Annotated in this window: 20 protein-coding genes; 13 read left to right on the top strand and 7 right to left on the bottom strand. The window is 68.6% G+C overall.

What is annotated here, in order from left to right; all coding sequences use genetic code 11:
* Genes ON33_RS13200 through ON33_RS13175 form a run of 6 tightly spaced genes read left to right on the top strand, consistent with a single transcriptional unit; the run spans position 1 to position 5,577 of the window.
* Positions 1 to 1,188, top strand: a complete 1,188-nt coding sequence (locus tag ON33_RS13200) for an acyl-CoA dehydrogenase family protein (protein WP_040858812.1) — start codon at positions 1 to 3, stop codon at positions 1,186 to 1,188.
* Entirely contained in the window at positions 1,185 to 2,303 is a 1,119-nt protein-coding gene (locus ON33_RS13195; protein WP_040858811.1) for an acyl-CoA dehydrogenase family protein, read from the top strand. The genes ON33_RS13200 and ON33_RS13195 overlap by 4 nt, the downstream gene beginning before the upstream one ends.
* Before the next feature lie 56 nt (positions 2,304 to 2,359).
* Positions 2,360 to 3,583, top strand: a complete 1,224-nt coding sequence (locus ON33_RS13190; protein WP_373281026.1) for an acyl-CoA dehydrogenase family protein — start codon at positions 2,360 to 2,362, stop codon at positions 3,581 to 3,583.
* Between the two features lie 43 nt (positions 3,584 to 3,626).
* Positions 3,627 to 3,950, top strand: coding sequence for a putative quinol monooxygenase (locus ON33_RS13185; protein ID WP_040858809.1), 324 nt, complete (start codon positions 3,627 to 3,629; stop codon positions 3,948 to 3,950).
* 10 nt (positions 3,951 to 3,960) lie between these two features.
* The gene (locus ON33_RS13180; RefSeq protein WP_040859165.1) at positions 3,961 to 4,962 is read left to right on the top strand and encodes an NADP-dependent oxidoreductase; all 1,002 of its coding nucleotides are present in this window, start codon (positions 3,961 to 3,963) and stop codon (positions 4,960 to 4,962) included.
* Positions 4,963 to 4,977: 15 nt separating this feature from the next.
* Positions 4,978 to 5,577 carry a TetR/AcrR family transcriptional regulator gene (locus ON33_RS13175; RefSeq protein WP_040858808.1) on the top strand — a complete coding sequence of 200 codons (600 nt, stop codon included), beginning with the start codon at positions 4,978 to 4,980 and terminating at the stop codon, positions 5,575 to 5,577.
* Between the two features lie 243 nt (positions 5,578 to 5,820).
* Here ON33_RS13175 and ON33_RS13170 read toward each other — a convergent pair whose 3' ends face one another.
* Complete coding sequence (locus ON33_RS13170; RefSeq protein ID WP_040859164.1) at positions 5,821 to 6,699, bottom strand: class I SAM-dependent methyltransferase; 879 nt, start codon at positions 6,697 to 6,699, stop codon at positions 5,821 to 5,823.
* A gap of 456 nt (positions 6,700 to 7,155) precedes the next feature.
* Here ON33_RS13170 and ON33_RS13165 point away from each other — a divergent pair, with 456 nt between their 5' ends.
* From ON33_RS13165 to ON33_RS13150, 4 genes are all read left to right on the top strand, one after another.
* Positions 7,156 to 7,809 carry a nicotinamide mononucleotide transporter family protein gene (locus tag ON33_RS13165; RefSeq protein WP_218001419.1) on the top strand — a complete coding sequence of 218 codons (654 nt, stop codon included), beginning with the start codon at positions 7,156 to 7,158 and terminating at the stop codon, positions 7,807 to 7,809.
* 129 nt (positions 7,810 to 7,938) lie between these two features.
* Positions 7,939 to 8,745: a helix-turn-helix transcriptional regulator gene (locus ON33_RS13160; protein WP_063710990.1), complete on the top strand. Its 807-nt coding sequence runs from the start codon at positions 7,939 to 7,941 to the stop codon at positions 8,743 to 8,745.
* Between the two features lie 45 nt (positions 8,746 to 8,790).
* Entirely contained in the window at positions 8,791 to 9,654 is an 864-nt protein-coding gene (locus ON33_RS13155) for a universal stress protein (protein WP_040858805.1), read from the top strand.
* Between the two features lie 323 nt (positions 9,655 to 9,977).
* Positions 9,978 to 10,538 (top strand): cutinase family protein, encoded by a 561-nt coding sequence (locus ON33_RS13150; protein WP_157184514.1) that lies wholly within the window; start codon positions 9,978 to 9,980, stop codon positions 10,536 to 10,538.
* Between the two features lie 21 nt (positions 10,539 to 10,559).
* On the opposite strand, the gene ON33_RS13145 is transcribed toward ON33_RS13150, so the two are convergent.
* Together ON33_RS13145 and ON33_RS13140 are read right to left on the bottom strand one after the other, a co-directional pair.
* The gene (locus ON33_RS13145; protein ID WP_157184513.1) at positions 10,560 to 11,057 is read right to left on the bottom strand and encodes a hypothetical protein; all 498 of its coding nucleotides are present in this window, start codon (positions 11,055 to 11,057) and stop codon (positions 10,560 to 10,562) included.
* Between the two features lie 200 nt (positions 11,058 to 11,257).
* Complete coding sequence (locus ON33_RS13140; RefSeq protein ID WP_040858803.1) at positions 11,258 to 12,673, bottom strand: amidase; 1,416 nt, start codon at positions 12,671 to 12,673, stop codon at positions 11,258 to 11,260.
* A gap of 298 nt (positions 12,674 to 12,971) precedes the next feature.
* Between ON33_RS13140 and ON33_RS38190 the strand changes: the two genes are divergently transcribed.
* Positions 12,972 to 13,874: a helix-turn-helix transcriptional regulator gene (locus ON33_RS38190; protein ID WP_051152022.1), complete on the top strand. Its 903-nt coding sequence runs from the start codon at positions 12,972 to 12,974 to the stop codon at positions 13,872 to 13,874.
* 65 nt (positions 13,875 to 13,939) lie between these two features.
* Here ON33_RS38190 and ON33_RS13135 read toward each other — a convergent pair whose 3' ends face one another.
* Genes ON33_RS13135 through ON33_RS13125 form a run of 3 tightly spaced genes read right to left on the bottom strand, consistent with a single transcriptional unit; the run spans position 13,940 to position 15,259 of the window.
* Positions 13,940 to 14,275: a VC0807 family protein gene (locus ON33_RS13135; RefSeq protein WP_051152020.1), complete on the bottom strand. Its 336-nt coding sequence runs from the start codon at positions 14,273 to 14,275 to the stop codon at positions 13,940 to 13,942.
* A gap of 13 nt (positions 14,276 to 14,288) precedes the next feature.
* Positions 14,289 to 14,636 carry a DUF2218 domain-containing protein gene (locus ON33_RS13130; RefSeq protein ID WP_157184512.1) on the bottom strand — a complete coding sequence of 116 codons (348 nt, stop codon included), beginning with the start codon at positions 14,634 to 14,636 and terminating at the stop codon, positions 14,289 to 14,291.
* A 5-nt stretch (positions 14,637 to 14,641) separates the two neighbouring features.
* Positions 14,642 to 15,259: a class I SAM-dependent methyltransferase gene (locus ON33_RS13125; RefSeq protein WP_040858801.1), complete on the bottom strand. Its 618-nt coding sequence runs from the start codon at positions 15,257 to 15,259 to the stop codon at positions 14,642 to 14,644.
* 232 nt (positions 15,260 to 15,491) lie between these two features.
* Between ON33_RS13125 and ON33_RS13120 the strand changes: the two genes are divergently transcribed.
* Positions 15,492 to 16,163 (top strand): ArsR/SmtB family transcription factor, encoded by a 672-nt coding sequence (locus ON33_RS13120; RefSeq protein ID WP_040859160.1) that lies wholly within the window; start codon positions 15,492 to 15,494, stop codon positions 16,161 to 16,163.
* A gap of 20 nt (positions 16,164 to 16,183) precedes the next feature.
* Here the strand turns inward: ON33_RS13120 and ON33_RS13115 are convergent, their stop codons facing one another.
* Positions 16,184 to 16,783, bottom strand: a complete 600-nt coding sequence (locus ON33_RS13115) for a TetR/AcrR family transcriptional regulator (RefSeq protein ID WP_040858800.1) — start codon at positions 16,781 to 16,783, stop codon at positions 16,184 to 16,186.
* Positions 16,784 to 17,159: 376 nt separating this feature from the next.
* Between ON33_RS13115 and ON33_RS13110 the strand changes: the two genes are divergently transcribed.
* Positions 17,160 to 18,713 (top strand): amino acid permease, encoded by a 1,554-nt coding sequence (locus tag ON33_RS13110; protein ID WP_040858799.1) that lies wholly within the window; start codon positions 17,160 to 17,162, stop codon positions 18,711 to 18,713.
* The last annotated feature ends 5 nt before the right edge of the window (positions 18,714 to 18,718 follow it).

Here is an 18,718-nt window from a genome sequence, read left to right as displayed (position 1 = left end):
ATGAGCGACACGGTTCGCGACGACCTGCGCCGGCGGGTGGAATCCCTGCTGGCAGAACATGATCCGGCCACCACCGACCCGGTGGCCTTCCATCGCGCCCGTTTCGACGCCGGGCTGGCCTGGGTGCACTTCCCCGTCGGCATGGGCGGCCGCGGGGCCGACCGCGACTTCCAGCTGTTCGTCGACGAGCTGTTCGAGCAGGCGGGCGCCCCCGGCCACCAGGCCGAACTCAACGGCATCGGCCTCGGTATGGCGGCGCCCACCATCGCCATTCACGGCACGCCGGAACAGCGGGAGCGGTATCTGCGCCCGCTGTGGACCGGTGAGGAGATCTGGTGCCAGCTGTTCAGCGAGCCGGGCGCCGGATCGGATCTGGCGGCGGTCGGCACCCGCGCGGTTCGTGACGGCGGGGACTGGATCGTCAACGGGCAGAAGGTGTGGACGTCGGTGGCCCACAAGGCCGATCTGGCGATTCTGCTGGCGCGCACCGATCCGGACCGGCCCAAGCACGCGGGGCTGTCGTTCTTCATCTGCGATATGCGCCATCCGGGCGTCGATGTGCGGCCGCTGCGCCAGATCACCGGTGAGGCGGAGTTCAACGAGGTCTTCCTCACCGACGTCCGCATCCCCGACGCCCAGCGGCTGGGCGCGGTGGGGGAGGGCTGGCGCGTCGCCACCACCACCCTCAACAACGAGCGGGCCGCGATCGGCGGGCGCGCGACACCGCGCGAGAGCGGTGTGCTGGCGGCGGTCGCCCGCAGCTGGCGCGATAATCCCGACAAGCACACGCCGGAGCTGCAGGACCGGCTGCTGCGGCTGTGGGTCGAGGCCGAAGCCGGGCGGCTGGCCGCCACCCGGATGCGGCAGCGGACCGCCGCCGGCAGTCCAGGACCCGAAAGTTCCGCTCTCAAACTGGCTTTCGCGCGATCGAATCAACTGCTGACGGGTCTCGAACTGGAGATCCTCGGCGAGGATGGGCTGCGCTACGACGACTGGACCATGGTGCGGCCCGACCGCGTCGACTTCGCCGGACGCGGGGCGGGCTACCGCTACTTGCGCGCCAAGGGCAATTCGATCGAGGGCGGCACGTCGGAGATCCTGCGCAATATCGTCGCCGAACGGGTCCTCGGCCTGCCCGCCGAGGCGCGCGGGGACAAGGACGCCGCCTGGAAGGACCTGACCCGATGAGCGACGACATCCTGCTGCTCGATACCGACACCGAGGCCGCGCTGCGGCACGCCGTGCGGGATCTGCTTGCGGCCCAGTGTGATCCGGCCGCTGTCGCGCGGGCCTACGAGGGCGATCGCGCGGTGACGCCGGGACTGTGGAAGGCGCTGGCACGGGACCTGGGTCTGGCGGGACTGCTCGTGCCCGAGGAACGGGGCGGCGCGGGCGGCTCCGCGCGTGATGCCGCGGTCGTGCTGGAGGAGCTGGGCCGTGCGGTCGCACCGGTCCCGTTTCTCACCAGCAGTGTCATCGGCGCGACCGTTCTGCTGGCCGGTGAGCACGATCTGGTCGGGATGCTGGCCGACGGCGAGGCGACGGTCGCGCTGCTCGCGCCCTTCACCGCCGAGTCGGCGGCCGGGGTGCCGTCCTTCGGCAAGGACGCCGACGGCCGCCTGTCGGGTCGCGTGACCAGTGTCGCGGGCGTGCTGGACGCGGACGTGCTGCTGGCCGCGGTCGAAACCGCCTCCGGTACCGAGATTCACGCGGTTCCGGTGGCCGCGGCCACGGTGACGCCGGTGGTGTCGCTCGATATGACCCGGCCACTGGCCGATGTCGTGCTCGACTCCGCGCCGGGACAACTTGTGGTCCCGGCCGAGGCGGGCGCAGCCGCTCTCGGTGCGGCTCTGCGGACCGGTGCGGCGTTGCTGGCCTCGGAGCAGGCGGGCATCGCGGCGTGGTGCCTGGAGACCACCGTCGACTACCTGAAGATGCGCCGCCAATTCGGCCGTGTCGTGGGTGGATTCCAGGCGCTCAAGCACCGTCTCGCCGACCTGTTCGTGGATGTCGAGGCCGCGGCGGCCAGCGCTCGCTATGCGGCGGGCACGATCGCGGCGGGGGATCCCGACGCTGCCGTGGCCACCGCGGTCGCCGCCGCCTACTGCGCCGACGTCGCGGTGAAATCCGCCGAGGAAACCCTCCAGCTGCATGGTGGCATCGGCATGACGTGGGAGTATCCGGTGCATCTGTATCTCAAGCGTGCCAAGGCCGATCAGCTCGGGCTCGGCAGCCCCGGCCGGCACCGCGCCGCGCTGGCCGGCCTGGTCGATCTCGGCCCGGCCGACCGCCCCCGAAGTTGAATCCGGATTCAAGTATAGTTGCGCCTGCGCGGCACAGACTATTACGAGGAGTGACCATGTTCGACATGACCGAACGGGCCCAGCGCTACCGGGACGATCTGCTCGCCTTCATGGACGAGCACGTCTACCCGGCCGAGGCGGTGTACGAGGCGCAGATGGTGGAGTCCGGGGACCCGCACTTCCAGCCGCCGATCGTCGAGGAGCTCAAGACCGAGGCCAAGAAGCGGGGACTGTGGAACCTCTTCCACCCGCACCCGCAGTGGGGCCCGGGCCTGACCAACCTGGAGTACGCGCCGCTGGCCGAAATCATGGGCCGCAGTGCGCATCTCGCGCCGGAGGCCACCAACTGCGCCGCCCCCGACACCGGCAACATGGAGGTGCTGACCCTCTTCGGCACCCCCGAGCATCAGGAGCAGTGGCTGCGCCCGCTGCTCGACGGTGAGATCCGGTCCGCGTTCGCCATGACCGAGCCCGCGGTCGCGAGCTCCGACGCCACCAATATCCAGCTGCGCATGGACCGCGACGGCGACGACTACGTGCTCAACGGCCGGAAGTGGTGGACCTCCAACGCCTTGCACAAGAACTGCAAAGTCCTCATCGTCATGGGCAAGACCGACACCAGCGCGCCCACGCACCGCCAGCAGTCCATGATGGTGGTCCCGATCGACGCGCCGGGCGTGACCGTGCAGCGCGGTCTGCCGGTCTTCGGCTACCAGGACCGCGAAGGGCACGCCGAGGTGCTGTTCGAGAACGTGCGGGTGCCCAAGACCGCGCTGCTCGCCGGTGAGGGCGACGGATTCATGATCAGCCAGGCCCGCCTGGGCCCGGGCCGCATCCACCACTGCATGCGCGCCATCGGCATGGCCGAGCGGGCCCTCGACCTGATGATCGACCGTGCCCAGTCGCGCACGACCTTCGGTGAGCCGGTGGCGAACCGGGCCAATATCCAGGACTGGATCGCCGAATCGCGCATCGAGATCGACATGGCCCGCCTGCTGACGCTCAAGGCCGCGCACCTGATGGACACCGTCGGCAACAAGGCCGCCCGCACCGAGATCGCCGCGATCAAGGTGGCCGCGCCCAATGTCGCGCTGAAGGTCGTGGACCGGGCCATCCAGGTGCACGGCGGCGCCGGCGTCTCCGAGGACTTCCCGCTCGCCGGCATGTACGCCCACCTGCGCACCCTGCGCCTGGCCGACGGACCGGACGAGGTCCACAAGCGTTCCATCGCGCAGTGGGAACTGCGCCGTCGCGACCCCAACTGGGGTAAACGCGGGTAACCGCACCGAGTTTCGACACACCATCGCTCCTCAGGAGGACCCCATGGCCGATCCCTGCGTCATCATCGCGACCATGATCGCCAAGCCCGGCCAGGAAGACCTGGTCGAGAAGACCCTGCGCGCGGCCGCTCCGGCCGTGCACGCCGAACCCGGCTGCCTGCGCTACGCGCTGCACCGGCACGCCAAGAATCCCGCGCACTTCGTCATGATCGAGAAGTGGGCGTCCAAGGAGGCGCTGCGCGAACACGGTCAGGGCGCCGCCCTGCGTGAGGTCGGCACCGCCCTGGCCACGGCGCTCGCGGCACCGCCGGAGGTGACGGTCTTCGAGCCGCTGCCGGCCGGTGACCCCGACCTGGGCGCGATCTGAGGCACCGGCCATGACCAAGACACAGCAGGTACGGCTGGCCCAGCGCCCCACCGGATTGCCCGGTGTGGGCACCTGGAAGGTGACGTCCGAGGAGCTGCCTCCGCTCGAGGCGGGGCAGATCCTGGTGAAGATCGCCTTCATCTCCCTTGATCCGGCCATGCGCGGCTGGCTCAACGACGTGCGCTCCTACCTCCCGCCGGTCGGGCTGGACGAGGTGATGCGGTCGCTGGACATCGCCACCGTCGTCGAATCCACCCACCCCGATTTCGCGGTCGGCGACGCCGTGAGCGGCACCTTCGGGGTGACCGAGTACGCGATCAGCGACGGCCGCGGCGTCCAGCACGTCGATCTGGGCGTCGCGCCCGGGCCGACCTGGTTGGGCGCGCTCGGGATGCCCGGCATGACAGCGTATTTCGGGCTCCTGGAGGTCGGGAAGCTGAAAGCCGGTGAGACCGTGGTGGTCTCGGCGGCAGCGGGCGCGGTCGGCAGCGTGGTCGGGCAGATCGCGAAGGCCAAGGGCGCTACCGTCATCGGCATCGCGGGCGGCCCGGAGAAGTGCCGGCTGCTCACCGAGGAATTCGGTTTCGACGCCGCCGTCGACTACCGCAACGAGGACGTGCTGCACCGGCTGCGGGAACTCGCTCCCAAGGGCATCGACATCTACTTCGACAATGTCGGCGGCGACATTCTCGATGCGGCGCTGGCGAATCTGCGCCGCGGCGCCCGCATCGTGCTGTGCGGGGCGATCGCCGCCTACAACGACGACCAACTCCGGCCCGGGCCGTCGCGCTACATGTCGCTGCTGGTGTTCCGGGCGTCCATGACCGGTTTCGTGGTCTTCGACTACGCCGACCGGTACGGCGAGGCGATCGCGGACATCGGGAAGTGGCTGTCGGAAGGCAAGATCAAGAGCCGTGAGCACGTGGTCGAGGGCGGGGTGGAGCACTTCGGTGAGACGCTGAACCTGCTGTTCACCGGCGGTAACACCGGCAAGCTCGTGCTGGCGCTGTGATGTAAGACTGTCCCGGTGACCGAATCAGAGGATCGCTCGCGCGCGGACGAGACGCGCGCCCGACTACTGGACGCCGCGGTAGCCGCCTTCTCCGAACGCGGCTTCCACGGCTCCACCACGCGCGACATCACCTCGATCGCCGGGCTCAGCACCGCTGCCATCTACGTGCACCACCGCTCCAAGGAAGAACTGCTCTACCAGGTTTCGCGCAGCGGGCACCTGAACACCCTCGAGCGCATGCGGGAGGCCGTGGCCGCCTCCGACGACCCGGTCGAGCAACTGATCGCGGTCATGCGTGAGTTCGCCATCCATCACGCCCGCGGCCACACCGTGGCCCGCGTCATCAACTACGAACTCTCCGCCCTCAGTCCCGAGCACCAGCGCGAGATCAAAGACATCCGCCACATCATCGACACCGAGATGCGGCAACTGATCGAACGCGGCGTCACCGCAGGCGTATTCGACAACCCGAACCCCCGCATGGCCGCGGTGGCATTGCTCTCCCTGGGCATCGACCTCGCCCGCTGGTACCGCGAGGGCGGTCCGCTGTCCCCCGAGGAGATCGGCGACTACTACGTCGACCTGGCCCTCCGCATCGTCGGCGCCCGCAAATAGCCTGCGCTGCTTCGTATCTGCGGCACGATGGGGAGGACAGCTGCGATCCGATCGCCGGACGTCGATCAGAGCGCCTTCAGGACGCCGAAGCCTTCGCTACCACCGCCCACGTGCCCCACGGCCTGCGTATCGCACTGGGATCGCCTGCCCCGGAGGAACTTCCGCTGGCGCTCGCCGAAATTCGCGCGGCCCTGGACAGGGTGCCATTGTGAGTCCAGGACCGCGCGGTGGAGGTGTCGACGGTCAGGGCCGGGTGACGGTCACCAGGTTGATCAGTGACTGCTGGCGGGGACCTTCGCCGGCCGGAGTCATGCCGAGGTCGTCGATGTAGTCGGCCAGATTGACCTGCGAACCCGCCCAGCCCCGGTCGGCGAACCATTCGGAGACATCGCTGCGCGGTTCGTTGTAGATCATGCCCACCCAGTCCGAGCCCGCATCGTCGTCCGCGGTGATTTCGGCGACGGACTCCTGGGGCAGCGGATCCATCTGCTCGATGCCCACGCGGCTGCCGGGTGCGCTGAGCTCGGCGACTGTGGTGAACAGCTGGTCCTGGGCGTCCGGTGTCAGATAGATCAGGAGGCCCTCCACCAGCCAGGCGGTCGGTGCGTCGGCGTCGAATCCGCTCGCGCGCAAGGCTTTCGGCCAATCCTCGCGCAGATCCACCGCCACCTCGTGCCGCTCGGCGCGCGGCCGGCGCTCGGCCGCGGCGAGGGTCTCGTGCTTGAATTCGAGCACCTGCGGCCGGTCCAGCTCGTAGACCACGGTGCCTTCCGGCCATGCCAGCCGGTACGCGCGGGAGTCCAGGCCCGCGGCCAGAATGACCACCTGACGGATGCCCGCGTCCACGGCGGCTGCCAGGTAGTCGTCGAAGTATCGGGTGCGAGCGATCTGATGCTGCTGGAACCCCAACCCGAACTCGGGGGTCAGCAGGGCATGATCGGGCGTCCGCCCGTCCACCAGGTCGGCCCATTCCCCGCCTGCCGCCCGCCCGAACAGCTCGGCGTACTCGTCGTGCGCCGGCGCATCGGCCGCGCGGCCACCCAGCACCCGGGCGGCCGCCACGAACAATGCCGTGGATCCAACACTGGTCTTGATATCCCAGGAATCACCTTCGGTGCGCATATTCGCCAACGTACTCACGCTTGCGTACAAGGTCATTCCGCGACGCGAAGTCGGCTGGAATCCGACGCGGATCTGCCGCTTCGTCGTGATTTACGCCGTCGAATATCTGATCAGCGATCGATCTGATCATCCTGGCTGTTCAGATACCCGGAGATCCGCCGCACAGCACGAGCCGCGGTGTTGATCACCCGCCGGTGAATCGGCAATTCCGAGGAGACCGAGGCCGGGAAGGATCCCGAGCCCGCCCGTGGGGTGCGCAACCGGCGATCACTCTCGGCCCGCACGAAGCTGTGGTTCTCCGGCGGCGCGGTCCGCCGAGTTTGCCGCCGCGGCCTCACCCGCCGTGCCGACGGCGGGAATATCGCGCTGTGGCACGGTGGTTCCGCACACCATCAGAACGCACGCCCCGGAACCCGGATCCGGTAGCTGTGCTCGGCAGGCAGCGGAGGAGGCCCGGTGGACGCCGGATTCGACCTGTTCGGTGAACACATCCTCTGGACCGATGCCCTCGGCAATCTGCTCTCTCTCGCGGTGGTCTGGCTGGCCATGCGCAAGACCACGTGGACCTGGCCCGTCCAGCTGGCCGGCGCGATCCTGCTGCTGGCCGCGTCGATTCACGCCCACGTTCCGGGCAACGCACTCAAGCAGTTGCTGTTCATCGGGCTCGCGGGCTACGGCTGGATGGCTTGGCGGCGCGGCACTTCCGAGCACCGGGACCTGATGGTCCGGCCGGCCACCCGCCGCGAACGCCTGACGCTGCTGACCCTGCTGGTGGTGGGCACGGCCGCGGTGGCCGAGGCGTTCTCCCACCTCGGCTGGCTGCACATCGCCTGGTCGCCGTGGGCGAATGCCTACGTCTTCGTCGGCAGCGCCATCGCCACCTTCGCGCAGAGCCGGGCGCTGACCGACTTCTGGATCATCTGGATGCTCGTCGATCTGGTCGGTGTGCCGCTCGCGATGAAGTCCGGCCTGTACGCCTCGGGCGCGGTGTACGGCCTGTTCTTCGTGCTCGTCGTGCTCGGGTTCGTGCGCTGGCGCGGCGAATACCGTTCGCGGCGAGACGTTCCCGCCGCCCCGCCGGCGCTCGCGGCCCCCGCGGGCGGCGAGTGAGCCGCTGGGAATTCGCTGTTCTGCCCCTATTTCTGCCGTATTCTCGATCTGCCGACAAGAGAGCACGCTGCTACGCAGTAGCCAGTATCGTGGTCCATACGGGTGGGTGGAGTGTTTCCGGGGCGGGATATGAGCGATAGTACTTTTGGCGACGCGGTGCTCGGGCGGGTGGAACCGCCGAGCTTCGGCAGTACGCTGCGGCGGCTGCGCGAACGACGCGGCGTCTCCCGCGAGCGGCTGGCCTTCGGCTCGGGGGTCAGCGCCAGCTACATCACCCGCATGGAGCGCGGCGACCGCGACCGGCCGACCGAGCAGGTGCTCACCGCCATGGTGCGCTTTCTGGACCGCGTCGGCTCGGTGACGCCGGTCGAATACCGGCACCTGCTCGAGCTGGCCGCCCTGCCGCAGCATCCGGCCGCGGACCGGGGACTGATCACCGCGGAAATGCCGGGCATTCTCGCCGCGCACCTCCCGCACCCCGCCGCCTACCTGGACCGGTATCTCAATGTGCTGGCCTCCAATACCGCTCATCTGCGGACGTTTCCGGGCGTCGGCGAGGACGGCAACTATCTGCGGTGGCTGCTCACCAATCCGGCTGCGCACCAGGTGCTTCCGCGCTGGGAGACCGATCTGCGGCGCGCGATCGCCACACTGCGCGGCGTGATGGCCATCGTCGGTGAGGCCGACGACGATGCCCGGCTGCTGACCGAGTTCGGCCGCTTCGACATCTTCCGGCGCATGTGGACCGAGGAGCACCACAGCCTCAACGGCGGACCGACGGTCATGCACCTGCGTGATGCCGAGACCGGTGAACCGTATGCGCTGCTGTGGCAGATCCTGCGGGATCAGTCCACGCAGATGAATCCGGATCAGCCCCTGTTCATCGTCGGACTGCCCACGGCGAGTCGACCCGAAGACCGGCCGGTCGGCTCGTAGGATCGCCGCGGAAGGATCTTTCCCCGCGGAAGGAGGCCGAACGCGGTGCCTGCCAACAGTCTCGACCGGCCGATCGTGGTCGGTGTCGATGCCTCCGAGTCCGCCCTGCACGCCGTGCGCTGGGCGGCCGTGGACGCGGCGCTGCGCGGCGCACCCCTGCACCTGGTGTACGCGGTGCCGGCGGTCGCGGAGTCGCCCCTGGACGAGAGCCCGATCCGGCTGTTGCACGATCGGCTGCGCGACACCGCCCAGGCCGCCCTCGACACCGCCGCCGAGGAGGCGCGGAAAGCGGCCGGGGACCGCGAGATTCCCGATATCCGCACCTTCCTCGTGGACGCCCCGGCCGTCACCGTGCTCTCGGGTCTCGCCGAGACCGCCTTCTACGTGGTCGTCGGTGTACGCGGGATGAGCGCCTATCACCGCAGCCTGCTCGGATCGGTGAGCACCGGTGTGGCCCGGCACGCGCAGGGACCGGTGGTGGTGGTTCCCGGTGAGACGGAGGCGCTCTCGGACCGGCCTGTGGTGGCCGGTGTGGACGGGTCACCGCACAGCGTCCGCGCGCTCGAGATCGCCTTCGACGAGGCCTCCCGGCGCGGCGTGCCCCTGATCGTGGTCCATGCCTGGGAACCGGCCCCGGAGAGCGACACCCGCTCCGAGGACGACGCGGTCCGGCTGCTCACCGGCGTGCTCGACCACAATATCCCGAACTACCCGGGTGTCGAGGTGAAAACACTTGTGGTGGAAGGGCATCCGGCCCGGGTTGTGCTGGATGCCGCCGCCGGTGCACAACTGCTGGTGATCGGAAGCCACGGCACCCGTGGTTATCCCGGCATGGCGCTCGGTTCGACCGGTCACGCGCTGCTGCAGGGCAGCGAGTGCCCGATCGTGCTGGTTCGCCTGCGCAACTGAGCCGGCGGCGCGGGGATTTCGCACAGCGCATCCGTGGTTACGGGGAGTTTCCCACTCGCACAGGGCTTTCGACTGCGGCCTGTCGGCGTCAATGTCCGGCAAGCGCGCGGTCCCGGGCGGGCGCGGCCCGCTGACATCGCGATACGGCCAACAAAAACAGTGCGTGTGTAACTGTTTCGCCAGAAATCAAGAACCCCAGCAATTTCTGGGTACATGATGCGCAAGCCGGGTCCGCCCCGGAGGTTACACAAATAAAGAAAGTTACGACCATGCGTAGAGCAACGGCGCTCTTCGCCGCATTACTGTTGGCAATCCTCTTTTCCATGACACACCTGACTGCGCCGACGGCCCATGCCGATGACTGCACCGGTGATTGGGCGATCGGTATCGGCGGTCTCGGCGACAACACCTCGTCCATCTTCGCCCCGTACGTCGATCAGCCGGTCGGATACAACTCCGCCGATCCGATGTCGGGGTTGAACGAACTGGATCGGCTGTTCTGGCAGCACCGCAACGAATGTCCCGGCGACCACATCCGGCTGATCGGACACAGTGAAGGTGCGGGCATCGTGCACGCCTGGGTCACCGCACACCAGGACGTCGACAATGCCAATGCCATTCTGCTGTCGGATCCCAAGCGGGCTCCCGGCCCGGGTTGGGGCGGTTTGTCCTCGACTCCCGGCAGCGGGATCATCGGCTATCCGCTGGCCGGCGTCGACGACTGGTTCGGCGACTTCCCGGTACTGACGGTGTGCAACAGCGACGACCAGATCTGCGACACTTCGGCCGGCTGGTGGGGTTACCTCTTCGGGGGTGCGCACGGTCGTTACGATTTCAATGTCTGGGACTACGGTGACTGGGATTCCGGCATCTGGTACCGGTAAATCACCGTGATTCGAAGGGGATCAGTAGCCGAAAGGCGCTGATCCCCTTTGGCTGAACCCGTGCCCCATCGCCGTGCACACGGCCGAACCATTGAAGGTGATCTGACAGGTCGCGCCGGCATGGGTAATCGAGAACTGCGGATCGTGTCCGCTCACCTGAGCGATGGGCGCCAGGCTCGGATTTCCGCCCGCGAGAGTGTGGCTGCCGTTGGAGTTCCATTCCGGATGCGCCGGCAGCGCGGTCGAATCTATGGCAATGGCAGGCACATTCGGGAACGGCACCTGGGCCCCCGCGTAGAGCACATTCATGGTGACCGGAACCGGCAGATCACACCCCACCGCGCCGCCCGCGCCGATCGAACAGTTCCAGTCGCCGAGGCTGAAATACACGGTGTCGCCGATCTGGACGGGCCCGCCCGACCCGTCGGCGTACGCGCTGCCCGCGCCGAACAAACCGGCAACAATCCCGAGGATTCCCCCGCAAACCCATGCGGCGGTTGCTTTCACAGCCTTGGACACGGCATCTCCCTGATGCGCAATGAGAGTTATCGGCCGAACCGGCCATAGAGAAAACGTATCACTTTGCGACGCAAAGACCGGAGCTCTGTCGAGGGGGCTGACACAATTTTCGCCTGTTCCGAGGCAATATCGAGCCCCGGAACAGGCGACCGCACAGCAGATTTCTTTCGCGCGGCTTTCTTCTTCTCGCCGACGAACGGCTACCGACCGCGGACGAACGGGTCGACGGGCGTGTGGACGCCGATCGCCGCCTCCAGCACCTCGGCCGCGGCCAGCGCCCGGTCCTCGCGGAAGGCCGCAGCCATGAGCTGGACCCCGACGGGCATGCCGTCGGCGAATCCGCCAGTGGTCGCGACGGCGGGCAGCCCGAGGGCATTGGCGGGCATGACCGGCCGCAGCAGTTCCAGGGTGGCCGAGGAATGGTCCGGATCGACGACGTCCCAGCCGTGTTCGAAGGCGGGCCGGGTCCAGATCGGCGACAGGATCAGTGGGTAGTCGAGGAAGAACTCCGACCACAGGCGTTGCAGGCGCTGTCGCTGGATCAACACCCCGATATAGCCGTCCCGGTCCAGGGCCGGGATCTCGTCGAAAGCGGCCAGCACGAATTCCTTTCCCGGCCGGCCCAGGATCTGTGCGAGCGCGGGCCACATGATCCGCACATCGGTCATGAGGAAGCGACGCCACAGGTCGAGCACCGCCTCGTACTCCGGCGGGGTGACCTCCTCGACCTCGTAGCCCGCGGCGGCCAGGTGCGCGCCCGCCTGCCGGACCGCGTCGGCGATTGCGGAATCGGTACTGCCGCCGGGCGGTTCGGCGATCACGGCCACCCGCACGCGCTGCGCGGCATCGGGGTGATGCAGGGGTGCGGGGACGCTGATCGGGTCGCGGGGATGCGCGCCGGACAGAATCCCGTATCCGAGGCGGACATCGGCGACGGTCCGGGCCATCGGTCCCGCCACCCCCATGAGCTGGATCGACGGCGGCAGATCCCGCGGCTCGAGATCGGTGGCCTGCGGGATGCGGCCGGTGGTCGGCTTCAGCGACGAGATTCCGCAGCAGTGCGCGGGATTGCGCAGTGAGCCGCCCAGATCGTTGCCGACCCCCAGCGGTGACATGCCGGCGGCCAGCGCCGCCGCCTCGCCGCCGGAGGATCCACCCGCCGTGCGCCCGCGCCGCCACGGATTCTCGGTGATGCCGCGCAGCGAGCTCTCGGTCGCGATCCGCAATCCCGAGTCGGGCATGTTCGTGCGCCCGAGGACGATCGCCCCGGCCGCGCGCAGCCGCTCGACCACGGGGGCGTCCTGGGCCGCGATCGCGCTCGCCAGCGCGACCATGCCCTGGGTGGTGGCGGTGCCGGCGACGTCGATGTTCTCCTTGATGGTGACCGGAACCCCGTGCAGCGGGCCGAGTTCCGCGCCCTCGGAGACCGCCCGATCGGCCCGGCGGGCGCCGTCGCGGGCGTCCTCGGCGAGGACGACGGTCACGGCGTTGAGTTCCGGGTTGACCTCCTCGATGCGCGCCAGGTGCGCCTCGACCACCTCGCTCGCGGATACCGCGCGCTCCCGGATCAGCGCCGCGAGCTCGCCCGCCCCTTTGCGCCACAGTTGCTCACCCATGCCGGAATCTCCTCTGCACTCTGGTCCGAACACTGAATCGCTGTTCGTTGCGAGTCATCCTGACCGTCGTGGTGCGGCACGACCATCGGTCGATTCACCGATTTCTCGGACCGCCCGAGTTTGCCCCCGGATCGCTCGCGGGACTGCTAGCCTCGGGTCAGCTCAGCGGATTCACGGAAAGCGCACGCCCACGAAAGTTCACGATCACCTCGCCCCCGGAGGGACGGAAGCGGCTGCCGCACAGGCGGATTCGCCGCCACCGAACCTCGATCCCGAGATCGGCGAACAGGCCGCGCAGTTGCTGGACACCCTGCGCGGATTCACCGCCGCCCAGGCGGTGGCGGTCATCGTGTTCGATCCGCTGGACACGGCAGGCCGCCATCACGTGCTGGCCAGCCACGGCTACTCCGCCGCGATCCTGCGGCACGCCACCACGGGTTTCGGCGCCGATACCGCGACCTATCACCTGGTCAGCACGGTGCCGCACGCCATGCGGTGGCGCGATTTCCGCGATGGCTGGCACATCGACGTGACCGATACCGTCACCGGCAGGCTGCTGATTCCGGCGGGCTTCCGGGAGGGGGCGTCGGCCGCGCTGCAGGTGCGCGGCGGTCGCTACGTGGGGTCGGTGCATGTCAGCTGGACCCGGGCCGATGCCGCCACCGACCGGCGGCGCGAGGCCATCGACCGGCTGCTGCCGGTTTTCGCTCACGCCTGCGACCTCATGAAGGAACCGAATCTGCTGGCCCGCCGGCTCGATCCGGCTACCCATGCGAGGGTGCGCACGGCCGCGGGCGGTGTCGCTCTCGATCATCGCGAGCCGGGCCCGCACCTGCGCGACGGCGCCGCGCTGTGGAACCTGCTCGCTCATGTCCCGGCGGCCGGGCGATTCCTGTGGCTCGACGCCGAAAGAGTCTGCCACCGTGTCGAACTCATTCCGGGACCGCGTGGCGAGGTGCTGGTCACCGAGCATCGCACCGCCCGCCCGCACGGGCTGACCATTCGTGAACTGCACACCCTGCACCTGGTCACCCTCGGCGACACCAATGCGGGGATCGCGGCCCGGCTGGTGGTCAGTCCCAAGACTGTCGCGACCCATATCGAACATCTCCTCGCCAAGCTGCACTGCGGTTCCCGTACAGAGCTCGCCGCCCTCGCGGTCCGTGAGGGGCTGCAGTTGCTCGCGCCGCCCGGCCGCTGACCGGCTGCCGGGCGCGCTTCGGACTTTCAGGCCGTGGCGGGCGACATGGACGATGTGGAAGGTGATCAGCCCGGTGAGGACGACAAGCCATTGCAGCGTGGTGGCCAGGGGAATGGGTCGAGGGGCAGGGTGTAGGCGAAGGCCACGCGGATGACGGCGTCGAGGGTGAACGCCGTGCCCCACACCGCGGTCAGCACGCGCGCCTGGTGCCGGAAGCGGGAGTCGCTGTCCCAGCGGGCATCCCACTCCCGGGAGCCCGCTTCGCCGATCTTGACCGTGACGATGGTGCGGGCGAAGCCGCGCATCGTGGGTCGCTGCGTGAACAGCGTGGCCGGTGTCCACAGCCCCGGTGCGCCGGAGCGCCAGCTGTCCCGGACCAGCCGGATTGCTCGGCTGAGCAATGGAACGCTCGGATCAGTCCGGATCGCGCCAGTCGACGGTGAGCGTGCCGCCGCTGAAACGGGTCAGATCGCGGGTGAGGATGTCGCGGATGCGGTGCAGAGCGGCCGTGTCCGTCGCGTCGATGCGGACCACCAGCGCCTGGGGCTCGGCGGTGACGGTGCAGTGGCCCCAGGGGTCGAAGTGAGCCGTGGTGCTGCCGTCGGCGCCCTCGACGCGCAGGTGAATGTCATTGGCGGACTGGGGATCATCGGCGTGGACGCGGTGGCCGCGCGGAGACGCCATGGCCTCGGCGTGGGTGCGGAACTGACGCAGGTTGGGGGCCGACCGGTCCGTCGGAACGCGGGATTCGAGTGCGGGCACGGGAATCACTGCCGGGTGAGGGCGGCGAGCCAGGCTGCCACCGGGGTGGGGCTGGGAAGGATGTCGAGGGTGGTCGGTTCGAGCGAATCGATTCGCCAGCCATCGGTGAACGCGGACTCGATATCGGTGCGGCGCAAGCGATGCGGACCCCAGGTGCCGGGCTGGCTGTCGCTGAAACCGAGCAGGAAATAGCGCCCGCCGGGCGGGATGATCGTGGCCAGCCCGTCCACCAGGGCGGTGCGGTCGGCGCCGTCGAACAGGTGGAACAGACCGCAGTCCAGCACGGTGTCGAAGCTTTCGCCGAGGGTGGCCAGATCCAGGGCGCTGTGCCGTACGAAACGGGCTTTCAGGCCGCGGTCGGCGGCCTTGGCGCGGGCCAGTTCGAGTGCGTGCGCGGATTGGTCGATCCCGGTGGCGTCCAGACCCAGGCTCGCGGCGAGCAGCGCGTGTTCGCCAGTGCCGCAACCGAGATCGAGGACCCGGCCGCGCAGGGCGCCGGCCTCGGCGAGGGCGGCGAAGGCGGGCTGGGGGCGGTCGATGTCCCACGGCGGTTTCGTCGCGTACAGGGTGTCGGGTGCGTTGGGGTCGTGGTACTCGGGGTGGGGGTCTTCGGGCGGGAACACGGAATTCTCCTGTCGGGAGGGTCGGCCGTGGTTGGTCCTTCGAATCTATCGAGACACTGTGTCTACGCGACCTCGGAGGCCGCGGTGGATCGGCTGGTCGCAGTCACCGCGTCGGGATTTCGCGCGGTCTGACTGCCCCGCGGTCCAGCGCCTGAGGTGCGGATCGGCGTGACTGCGGCGGGCGCTCCATGCTACGAGGCGTAGAATATTCCAAGGATTATTGGAGGATGTCGTGGTGGATACCGCCCAGAGTGAGAAGAAGACCCGTCTCTACGAGGCGTTCGCGGCCAGCGGTAAGGCGCTGTCCAGCGGAAAGCGGCTGGAGCTGCTGGATTTGCTGGCTCAGGGCGAGCGGACGGTCGAGGCGCTGGCGAGTACCGCCGGACTGAACCTGACCACCGCGTCGGCGCATCTGCAGACCCTCAAGCAGGCCGGTCTGGTGACCACCCGGCGGGAGGGGGTGCGCATCCACTACCGGCTCGCCGGTGATGATGTCGCGCAATTGCTGGCTCTGCTGCTCAAGGTCGCCGAGTCGCACCAGGCGGCCGTCCCGGGCGCGCGGGCCGACTATCTCGGCGAAGACGGGGCGCAGGAGATCACCGCCGCCGAACTTCTTGCCGTGGCCGAGGATCCGTCGGTGGTCGTGCTCGATGTGCGCCCGGTGGCGGAATACCTGGCCGGGCACATCCCGGGGGCGCTGTCGATCCCGATCGAGCAACTGGCCGAACGCATTTCGGAGCTGCCCGCCGACACCAGGGTCGTCGCCTACTGCCGTGGCGAGTACTGCGTGCTGGCCTATGACGCCATCAGACTGCTGACTGCGCAGGGGCGCACCGCCGTTCGCCTCACCGACGGGATGCTGGAGTGGCGGCTGGCCGGGTATCCGGTCGCGATCGGGGCCTGACGGGACCGCCGGTTCGAGCTTCAGGTCCGGTGGCGCGAAATCGTCGACCGCACAAGCGGTTCCAGCTGTGCGGCTATCCGGTCCAGGGGCTCGACACTCTGCTGTGCCCGGCACATGGCCACGCTTCCTTCGACGGCGGCGACGATCAGGGTCGCCGTGTGCTCGGCCTCGGCCCGCTCGGCCCCATGTCCGCACATGGAGTCGGCCAGTAGCTCGGTCCAGCGACCGAACGCCGCCGCGGCCGCCTCGCGCGGCGCGCCCTCGGCCTCGGGCAGGTCCTCCACGGCGACTGCGAGCACAGGGCAGCCGGCGCGGAATTCGTTGTCCACCACGACCTTCCGCCACATGTGCAGGAAGGCCCGCAGTCCGTTGATCGGCCCCTTCTCCAGTTCCCGGGCGAGCAGCGTCGCCGCGAGATCTCCCGCGAAGGTGACCGCCTCGGTCGCGAGCTGGGTCTTGCCGCCGGGGAAGTAATGGTAGGTCGATCCCAGCGGCGCGCGGGCGTACCTGGCCAGCTCGCGCACGCTGGTCGCGTTCAGACCGCGCCGCCGGATCATGTCGGCCGCCCCGGCTACGAGTTTCCCGCGCGAATCCGCGGTCTCGCCCGGCGTCCCCGCCATCGACTTCCTCCCTGTCTATAACAACCGTCATAGCGTACCGTCCCTCGATCATAACGACTGTTATAGGCAGCCGATCGGAAGCGAAGGAACACGTAGATGCCGCTGATTCACCTGACCCTGCCCGCCGGGGTGCTGACCGCGGGCGCCCGTCGCGAGCTGTCCCGAGCGGCCGGCCATCGCCGAAAAGCTCGGCGCCCGCGCCCATTCCACGGCGGGACGGAAGCCGCGCCGCGGTGACGTCCCGCGCCGCGCGCTCCCCTGGGTTTCCGGACCGGCCGACTAGTTTGCCCGTTGGCCTGCGTTCGGGACCGGATTACCGCACACTGGGCTCCTGGCAAACGCCGTGTGAGGGCGGCGTTTTCACTCGGGAGCTAGCATGACCGCAACTCAGCCTCGATCCGATGATGAACGGCGGCTCGCCGAACTCGGTTACAAACAGGAATTGGCGCGATCCTGGTCCGGATTCTCCAATTTCGCCATCAGTTTCACCATTGTCTCGATTCTCACCGGTGGCCTGGCGAGCTATGGGATCGGCCTGTCCAATGGCGGGCCGATCACCATGGCGTGGGGCTGGCCGCTGGTCTCGGTGATGGTGTTGTTCGTCGGGCTGGCCATGGCCGAATTGGCCTCGGCCTACCCGACCTCCGGCGGGCTCTACTGGTGGGCGTCGGAGCTGGGCGGCCCGATGTGGGGTTGGTTCACCGGCTGGTTCAACCTGATCGGGCAGATCGCGGTGACCGCGGCCATCGATTACGGCGCGGCCATTTTCACCACCGTGGTACTCAACGTGATCGGCTGGGATATCGGGACCGACCGCAACGCCATCTTCGCGGTGTTCACCGGGATCCTGGTGCTGCACGCGGTGCTGAACATCATCGGCCCGCACCTGTCGGCGGTCATCAGCAATGTGTCGGCCTGGTGGCATGTGGGCGGTGTGGCCATCTTCGTGGTGGTGCTGGGTTTCGGTGCGCGCCACCATCAGAGCATCGGGTTCGTGTTCACCAAGACCGTGGACAACAGCGCGATCGGGTTCGGCGGCGTGGCGTTCAGTTTCCTGCTCGGGCTGCTGCACGCGCAGTACACGTTCACCGGGTACGACGCCTCGGCGCACATGTCGGAGGAGACGCACGATGCTTCCCGCATGGCGGCCAAGGGGATCATCAACACGATTGTGGTGTCGGCGGTCGCGGGCTATCTGCTCATCATGGCGGTGACCTTCGCGATCCCGAATCTCGACGACGCGCTCGACCCGACGAAGAACAGCGGATATCCGGTCATCTACATCCTGCAGAATTCGCTGAATTCGTTCTGGTCGGGGCTGCTGCTGATCATCGCCGCCGTCGCCCAATTGTTCTGCGGCTACGCCTCGGTCACCGCGGCCTCGCGCATGCTGTTCGCGTTCGCGCGCGACGGCGCGGTGCCGGGGTCCAGGCTCTGGGCGAAACTGTCGGTGCGGAGGGTTCCGGTGAACGCGGTCTTCTTCGTCTCGGTGTTCGCGTTCATGCTGCTGATTCCGTCGATGCTGGTGCCCGCTGCCAATGCCCCGACCGCGTATGCCGCCGCCACCTCGGTGGCCACCATCGGTCTGTACATCGCCTACGGGATTCCGGTGCTGCTGCGGCTGTTGCGCGGCAACCGATTCCAGGCCGGCCCGTGGCAGCTGGGCCGCTGGTATCGGCCGATCGGGATCATCGCGCTGATCTGGATCGTGATCATCAGTGTGCTGTTCATCCTGCCCACCGACGACCACGGCTATCCGTGGGTGGACGGATTCACCTGGAACGCGGTGAATTACGCGCCCCTCACCCTGGTCGGCGTGGTGGGCGCGATCGCGATCTGGTGGTTCGTCTCGGCCCGGCGCTGGTTCACCGGGCCCAAACGGACGGTGGAGGAGCCGCCGGAGGCCGAGGAGGCCCCGGTCAGCGCCTGAAATGC

It is taken from the genome of Nocardia niigatensis NBRC 100131 (assembly GCF_000308655.1).
Taxonomy (GTDB): Bacteria; Actinomycetota; Actinomycetes; order Mycobacteriales; family Mycobacteriaceae; genus Nocardia; species Nocardia niigatensis.
The sequence above is the reverse complement of the archived record's forward strand: the minus strand, read 5'-3'. Positions and strand labels throughout refer to the sequence as shown.

Excerpts from the sequence above, each read along its gene's own strand:
- ON33_RS13190 (WP_373281026.1), top strand. The coding sequence starts at position 2,360 with ATGTTCGACATGACCGAACGGGCCCAGCGCTACCGGGACGATCTGCTC.
- ON33_RS13160 (WP_063710990.1), top strand. The coding sequence starts at position 7,939 with ATGAGCGATAGTACTTTTGGCGACGCGGTGCTCGGGCGGGTGGAACCG.
- ON33_RS13115 (WP_040858800.1), bottom strand. The coding sequence starts at position 16,783 with ATGGCGGGGACGCCGGGCGAGACCGCGGATTCGCGCGGGAAACTCGTA.
- ON33_RS13200 (WP_040858812.1), top strand. The coding sequence starts at position 1 with ATGAGCGACACGGTTCGCGACGACCTGCGCCGGCGGGTGGAATCCCTG.
- ON33_RS13185 (WP_040858809.1), top strand. The coding sequence starts at position 3,627 with ATGGCCGATCCCTGCGTCATCATCGCGACCATGATCGCCAAGCCCGGC.
- ON33_RS13150 (WP_157184514.1), top strand. The coding sequence starts at position 9,978 with ATGACACACCTGACTGCGCCGACGGCCCATGCCGATGACTGCACCGGT.
- ON33_RS13195 (WP_040858811.1), top strand. The coding sequence starts at position 1,185 with ATGAGCGACGACATCCTGCTGCTCGATACCGACACCGAGGCCGCGCTG.
- ON33_RS13180 (WP_040859165.1), top strand. The coding sequence starts at position 3,961 with ATGACCAAGACACAGCAGGTACGGCTGGCCCAGCGCCCCACCGGATTG.
- ON33_RS13110 (WP_040858799.1), top strand. The coding sequence starts at position 17,160 with ATGACCGCAACTCAGCCTCGATCCGATGATGAACGGCGGCTCGCCGAA.
- ON33_RS13170 (WP_040859164.1), bottom strand. The coding sequence starts at position 6,699 with ATGCGCACCGAAGGTGATTCCTGGGATATCAAGACCAGTGTTGGATCC.
- ON33_RS13140 (WP_040858803.1), bottom strand. The coding sequence starts at position 12,673 with ATGGGTGAGCAACTGTGGCGCAAAGGGGCGGGCGAGCTCGCGGCGCTG.